The organism is Flavobacterium sp. (assembly GCF_040402835.1).
Taxonomy (GTDB): Bacteria; Bacteroidota; Bacteroidia; order Flavobacteriales; family Flavobacteriaceae; genus Flavobacterium.
In genome coordinates, this window is the sequence record NZ_JBBALW010000030.1 from 21,227 (window position 1) to 28,323 (window position 7,097).

At 33.2% G+C, this 7,097-nt stretch carries 4 protein-coding genes; 3 read left to right on the forward strand and 1 reads right to left on the reverse strand.

Annotated features, from left to right (window positions below; all coding sequences use genetic code 11):
• Positions 1 to 2: 2 nt before the first annotated feature.
• Positions 3 to 1,112, reverse strand: coding sequence for an endonuclease/exonuclease/phosphatase family protein (locus tag AC9UEH_RS09890; RefSeq protein WP_509531280.1), 1,110 nt, complete (start codon positions 1,110 to 1,112; stop codon positions 3 to 5).
• 336 nt (positions 1,113 to 1,448) lie between these two features.
• Between AC9UEH_RS09890 and AC9UEH_RS09895 the strand changes: the two genes are divergently transcribed.
• The 3 genes from AC9UEH_RS09895 (at position 1,449) to AC9UEH_RS09905 (ending at position 6,983) form a co-directional block, all read left to right on the forward strand.
• Positions 1,449 to 4,316, forward strand: coding sequence for a carboxypeptidase-like regulatory domain-containing protein (locus tag AC9UEH_RS09895; protein ID WP_509531282.1), 2,868 nt, complete (start codon positions 1,449 to 1,451; stop codon positions 4,314 to 4,316).
• A gap of 18 nt (positions 4,317 to 4,334) precedes the next feature.
• Positions 4,335 to 5,666, forward strand: a complete 1,332-nt coding sequence (locus tag AC9UEH_RS09900) for a DUF5689 domain-containing protein (protein WP_509531284.1) — start codon at positions 4,335 to 4,337, stop codon at positions 5,664 to 5,666.
• Positions 5,667 to 5,786: 120 nt separating this feature from the next.
• Positions 5,787 to 6,983 (forward strand): C1 family peptidase, encoded by a 1,197-nt coding sequence (locus AC9UEH_RS09905; RefSeq protein ID WP_509531286.1) that lies wholly within the window; start codon positions 5,787 to 5,789, stop codon positions 6,981 to 6,983.
• The last annotated feature ends 114 nt before the right edge of the window (positions 6,984 to 7,097 follow it).

Here is a 7,097-nt window from a genome sequence, read left to right on the forward strand (position 1 = left end):
AATTATTTTATTTCTTTTATCAAATAAATATACACCGGGAAGTGGTCGCTAAAACCGGGTTCAGCAATAGAATGCCGTAGCGGATACCCTTTATATTGACCAGTAGTTTGAATCATAAATGGCTTGTTATATATTCCAGATTTCCAATATCTATAAGAAGAATAGTCTTTTTGGATTAATGTCTCAGAAACCATTATCTGGTCAAATATATCGCCTGCATCTCTATAAAATAAGGACGAATTGCCTTTTATTGCCATTTCTTCGAAAGGATTATAAACTCCAAATTGCTTTACCTCCTCTTTTTTAAGCTTAGCGCCAATTCCTTCTTTTACGCTTTTATTATAAGTACCGTCATTTAAATCCCCCATATTTATAATTTTCGCATTTGGGTTAATTTTATAAATAGAATCCATAATTTTTCTGTCTAATCTTCCAGCGGCCTCCCTAAATGGGCTGCTTTTTTTTTCGCCTCCAGAACGGGAGGGCCAGTGATTTACAATTATGTTTATCTCTTCCCCATCTAAAAGGCCTGTTACTAAAAGCACGTCTCTTGTATATACTCGATTATCAATAGCAACTTCTATTTTATCTTTATCTGCCTTATCTTCTGCTGTTTCAACGACATTTTTTTCAACAATTTTAGAATCGTTTCTGTAAATTAGTAACGGAATGTTAACAGAACTTGTTGGTTTAAAGTGCTTTTTTTGAAATAATAACGCTACATCGATTCCTCTTTTGTCAGGAGAATCATAATGCACAATTCCATAATCGTTAATTGCCAATGCTGGTTCTATAATTAAATCCTCTAAAACTCCTCTGTTTTCAATTTCTGAACCACCTATAAATGTTGGAGAATTATGATTTTCTCCTGTTCCAATTTCAGATAAAACGCGAGCTAGATTATGTAACTTTTGATGGTATTTTGCTGAAGTCCAGTTTTGCGCCCCAGTTGGTAACCATTCCTCATCATTATTTGGATTGTTTATGGTGTCAAACAAATTCTCTAAATTATAGAATGCAACAGTATGGACTGCGAATTTTTTTTGTTGGGCATTAGCACCCATAATTAAAAATATAACAAAAAAAACAACGAAAAAATCTCTTGTTTTCATAAAACAGATAGTTAGTTAATCCAAAATTTATTTTAATTTTTGGATTACAAATGTAAAACATTATTTTTTATACCCTTTAACTTTTAAATTAAGAAATTAATTATTTGATTTTAATTAGGATATTATTATCGTAGTTTGTTGTTTATTAGTTATTTACAAAAATTAATTATCATGATGTAGCATTTAAAATAAAAATTTACACATGTGCCCGTATTAATTTAAGGTCATTTTTAACACAAGATTCACAATAATTGTGTTTTATGTAATTAAATCTTGTAAATTTGCTTTCCCTTTTTACCACAATAAAAAACAAAGGGTTAATTTATAAATCATTATATGAAAAAACTTGTTATTGGTACATTATTTTTAATGCAAGTGTTTTTTGTTTTTGCCCAAAGTACAACTGGAATATCTGGAAAAGTATTGGATGCTAAAACTCAAAAACCTTTACAAAATGTTGTCGCTTCAATTCAAAACACTAATTTAACTCAGCTTACGGATACTGAAGGAAAATTTACATTTGATAAAGTTACTGTTGGAAGTCAATTAATACAACTAAAAAGTACTGGTTATAAAGACCAATTACTTACTGTTGAAATCATTGCTGGTAGAATGTTGGACTTGGGAACAATTATATTAGAACAAGATATTACGGCAGAAAAACAACTTAGTTTAATAACTATTACCGACTCTGATTTAGGAGATGACAATAGTGGTTCTGAAAGCACTTCAAGTTTGCTTCAAGCTTCCAGAGATGTATTTCAACAATCTGCTGCTTTTAACTGGGGTCAGGCTCGATTCAAAATGAGAGGATTAGATAATGAATATGGTGTTACCATGATCAATGGAATTACTATGAATAAAATCTACGACGGAAGACCTCAATATAGTAATTGGGGTGGATTAAATGACGCAACTCGTAATCAAGAGTTTACAAATGGCTCATCGCCTTCAGACTATACTTTTGGAGGAATTTTAGGAACTAATGAAATAAATACTAGAGCTTCTTTATACAGACCTGGAGTTAGAGTTTCGTTTGGCGGAACTAATACCAATTATATTGGAAGAATCATGGGAACTGTTGCCTCGGGAATGAGAAATGACGGCTGGGCCTATACTATATCTGCATCAAGACGTTGGGCACAAGAAGGATATTTTCAAGGTACAAATTATAGCGCAAACTCTTTTTTTGCCAGTGTTGAAAGAAAAATAACTACAAATAATAGTTTAAATTTAACTACTATTTATGGTCAAAATAGTAGAGGAAAAAACTCTCCCAATACCCAAGAGGTAAATAATTTTATTGGAGAAAAATATAATTCATACTGGGGATGGCAAAATGGAGAAAAAAGAAATTCTCGAATTAAAAAGATTGAAGAACCAATTTTTATCTTAAGTGATTACTGGAAAATTTCATCTAAAACTAACTTGAATATTAACTTGTCTTTTCAAACGGGAAAAGTTGGAAATAGCAGAATTGATTATCAAGGAGTAAATAATCCAGACCCTACTTATTACAGAAATATGCCAAGTTATTTTTCTTCATTATATGAGAATGATCCAGCAACAGTAACTTTAGGAAATCCATCAGCATATCTTCCCGGAGGTTTAGGCGGAATTAGCGAATATGATCCAAATGATCCAACTAATGCAGCATATATAGGCGCTCGAAACGCCAATTTTTTAACCAATAAACAATTGGATTGGGAATCAATGTATCGCGCTAATGCTATTAGCGGAACAAGTAAATATGTGCTTTACGAAGATCGTACAGACGACACTCAATACGCGGCTAATGCGGTTTTAAGCTCTCAGTTAGCAGATAATATTATATTAAATGCGGGCGGAACTTTTACTAATTTAAAATCTCATAACTTTAAAAACATGTTGGATTTATTAGGAGGTTCTTCTTTTAATGATGTAAATCTTTTTGGAATTGGAATCCAACAACAATCGGATGTTAACAATCCAAATAGAAGTGTTGTAAAAGGAGATATTTATGGATATAACTATAACTTAAATACAACTAAAATTGATGCATTTACACAATTCAAATTTGTATACAAAAAAGTTGATTTTTATTTAGCACAATCATTCTCTCGCTCTGAATATCAAAGAGATGGATTATACAAAAACGGGTATTATTCAACAAATTCTTACGGTAATAGTGCCAAAAAAGTGTATGATAATTTCGGTTTTAAAGGAGGTTTGACGTATAAAATTTCAGGACGTCAATATTTAAGTTTCAATGGGGTGTATATGTCTAAAGCGCCAAGTTTACGAAATGTATTCAACAATGCACGTGTGAATAACAATGTGACAGACGGCGTTGGTAGTGAAGCGGTTTCAAGTGTTGATGCAAGTTATATCATTAGTGCTCCAAAATTAAAAGTTAGACTGACAGCTTTCTTTTCTAAAATCCAAAATCAAACTGAAACCTCATTCTTCTTTGGAGATGGAGCAGGGATTGATGATCCAACAACAACTGCTAATGAAAGCAATGCTTTCGTTGCAGAAACAGTATCTAATCTTGACAAAAGAAATGTTGGTGTAGAATTTGGAGCTGAGTATCCAATAACTTCAACATTAAAAGTAACTGCTAGTGTGGCCTACGGCGATTATATTTATGACAGCAACCCAAATGTAAAAGTTAGTTCTGATGCGACTGCAACTGCTTTAAATCCAAACCCTCTACTTGATTATGGCCAAGCTAAATTAAAAAATTACAAACAATCAGGAATGCCTCAAACTGCGGCATCTTTAGGTTTAGAATACAGAGATCCTAAGTTTTGGTGGGTAGGTGCAAACATTAATTATCTTGTAAACAATTATATTGATGTGGCCCCTATTACCAGAACAGATCACTTTTTTATTGACCCAGCAGGAGTAAATAACAACCCTTTCCCTGAAGCTACTCAAGCAAGAGCAGATGAATTGTTAAAACAAGAAAAATTTGATAACTTTGCTTTATTAAATTTCACAGGTGGAAAATCTTGGAAAGTTGCAAACAATACTTTTGGGTTATTCGCAAGTATTAATAATGTATTAGACGTAAAATACAAAACAGGTGGTTTTGAACAAGCAAGAAATTCAAACTACAGACAGTTAAATCAAGACGTTTCTAGTGGAACTCCAGCATTTGCTCCAAAATATTTCTATGGATTTGGAAGAACATATTTTCTAAACCTTTACATCAATTTTTAAAATAATAATAACAACAATATGAAATCAACAATTTTAAAATCAGTTTTTTTTAGCACTCTTTTCGCAGGATTATTAACTAGTTGCGTGAAAGATGAATTCGGAACACCTCAATTAGGGGCCTGTACAGAAACATCATTAGTGAAAAATAGAGAAGTATCTCAAATCAATGCCAGTGCAATAGTAGCGGTTCATGCCAACATTACTGCAGGCGTTTCGGATATTATTGAAGCATACGTTACATCAAGTGATATTGGTGGAAATTTTTTCAAAGCTATTTCCTTTCAAACCTTAGATGGAACTAAAGCATTTAGTATTCCGGTAGATGCAACTTCTACTTTTATAAATTATGAGCCAGGCAGAAAAGTTATAATTAAAATGGACGGTTTATATACAGACGTTAAATACGGTGGAATGAGAATCGGTGGTTTATTCGGAAATTCATCCGGTGGTGCAGAAGTAGGAAGATTACCTGAAACTAATTTTAAAGCATCAGTTAATCGCTCTTGTACTATTGTAAATGAAGATGTTTTAGTACAACGTGTAACTATAGCTCAAGCAATGAGCGATAGTTATTTGAATAAACTTATCGAATTTGATAATGTTGAATTTATCGCTGCAAATACTGCAACTACCTATTACGATCCAAATAACGATATAGGAGGAGCTACAAATCATTCTTTAATGGATATTCAAGGGGATATTGTAATTTTTAGAACTAGTAGCTATTCAAATTTTGCGGCTCATCGCGTAGCTGCTGGAAGTGGTAAAGTAAGAGGTATTATGACTAAGTATGGTACTGACTATCAATTTATGGTTAGATCCGAAAACGATATTAAATTAACAGGCGTAAGGTTCACACCTTTATTAAACGAATCATTTACTTCTGGAATTGGAGCATGGACCGCAATTAGTGTTATTGGAGCAGAAACATGGGCATATAGCGCAACTTATGGAAATCCAGGAGCTATGGCTAAAATGTCAGGTTTTGCTACTACAAATAAAGCAAACGAAGACTGGTTAATCTCTCCAGTTCAAAACTTATCCTCATTGACAACTGCTTCTTTATCTTTTGATAATGCCTATAAATTTACGGGTGATCCAATTGTAACGTTAGTTTCAAAAAACTATTCCGGAACAGGAAGCCCTTATGCCGCAGGGGTTACTTGGACAACTTTAGCAGGGGCAACTCTTTCAGCCGGGAATTATGTATATGCTAATTCAGGAGCTTTATCTCTAGCTTCTTTTGTTGGTGCAGGAAACAATACGGTTTATGTAGCTTTTAAATATACTTCATCAATATTAGCAGCTTCTACATGGGAGCTTGACAATGTAAAAATCACAGGAAACTAACTATACTAGATTCTATATTTAAAAAAAGAGCTGCATTTCTGTAGCTCTTTTTTTTTTAAATAATGATGTGTGTTTTATAACTTTTCCGTAATTTTCAGTCTAATTAAAACTAAAACAATAATGCAAAAAATTTCAATTAAACCCTTATTTATTGCTGCTACATTCTTTGTAGGAATAACGAGCAGTTTTGCCCAAGACATATTAGTAAATTCACTAAAAGTCAATGCAAGCGAAAAAAGCAAAGAAAGTTTCAAATTCACGGATGTTATAAACCTTGCCAACACACCAGTTAAAAATCAAGGCTCGTCAGGAACGTGCTGGAGTTATGCTGGAAATTCCTTTTTAGAATCAGAAATGATAAGAATTGGGAAACAACCCGTTGAATTATCACAGATATTCTCTGCTCGAAATGTATATGTTGAAAAAGGTAAAAATTATGTTAGAATGCACGGTGCGGTAACCCTAGGCGATGGTGGATCGTTACACGATGTGACCAACATGCTAAAGAAATATGGAGCTGTTCCTCAAGAAGTTTACACAGGTTTAAATTACGGAACTTCAAAAAATAAATTTGGAGAAATGGCTGCTTTAACCGAAGGATTGTTAGTTGCAGCAGTAAAAAATCCAAATGGGGAATTAACCCCAAACTGGATTAAGGCCTATGAAGCAGTTATCGATTCTTATTTAGGGCAAGTGCCACAAAACTTCAATTACAAAGGGAAAAACTACACACCACAAACATTTGCAAAAGAGGTTGTGGGTATAAATCCTGATGAATATGTTGAAATTTCGTCCTATTCTAATGCGCCATATTATACAAAAACCATGTTGATGGTGCCAGACAACTGGTCATTTGATATGATTTATAATGTTCATTTAAATGATATGACTGACATTATTGACAATGCTCTAAAAAACGGATTTACAGTGGCTTGGGCTACCGATGTGAGCGAAAAAAGTTTCAGTTGGAAAAACGGAGTTGCGTATGTTCCAACAAAAAAAGTAGACGAAATGACTCCTGAAGAAAAAGAAAATATGTTCATTGGTCCAAAACCTGAAATGGAAATTACGGAAGAAATGCGTCAAAAAGCATTTGATAATTATCAAACTACCGACGATCATGGAATGCATATTGTGGGGGTTTCTAAAGACCAAGACGGAAAAGAATACTATATCGTGAAAAACTCTTGGGGCGCAACAAATGACTACAAAGGATATTTGTATGTGACTAAAAACTTCATCAAGTATAAAACTACAGCGTTTATGGTAAATAAAGCGGCTATTCCAGCTGCAATTGCTAAAAAAATGGGGGTATAAGTTATTTTTTCTTTTATAAAACAAAAATCCCACTCGAAAGAATGGGATTTTTTTATTTAAATTTATGTCTTGTCCTGAAATAGCGATACACAAAATTCATCGTTATGGAAAACA

What these genes read in the sequence shown, in the direction of transcription:
- AC9UEH_RS09890 (WP_509531280.1), bottom strand. Translation starts at nt 1,112, where the DNA reads ATGAAAACAAGAGATTTTTTCGTTGTTTTTTTTGTTATATTTTTAATT.
- AC9UEH_RS09895 (WP_509531282.1), top strand. Translation starts at nt 1,449, where the DNA reads ATGAAAAAACTTGTTATTGGTACATTATTTTTAATGCAAGTGTTTTTT.
- AC9UEH_RS09900 (WP_509531284.1), top strand. Translation starts at nt 4,335, where the DNA reads ATGAAATCAACAATTTTAAAATCAGTTTTTTTTAGCACTCTTTTCGCA.
- AC9UEH_RS09905 (WP_509531286.1), top strand. Translation starts at nt 5,787, where the DNA reads ATGCAAAAAATTTCAATTAAACCCTTATTTATTGCTGCTACATTCTTT.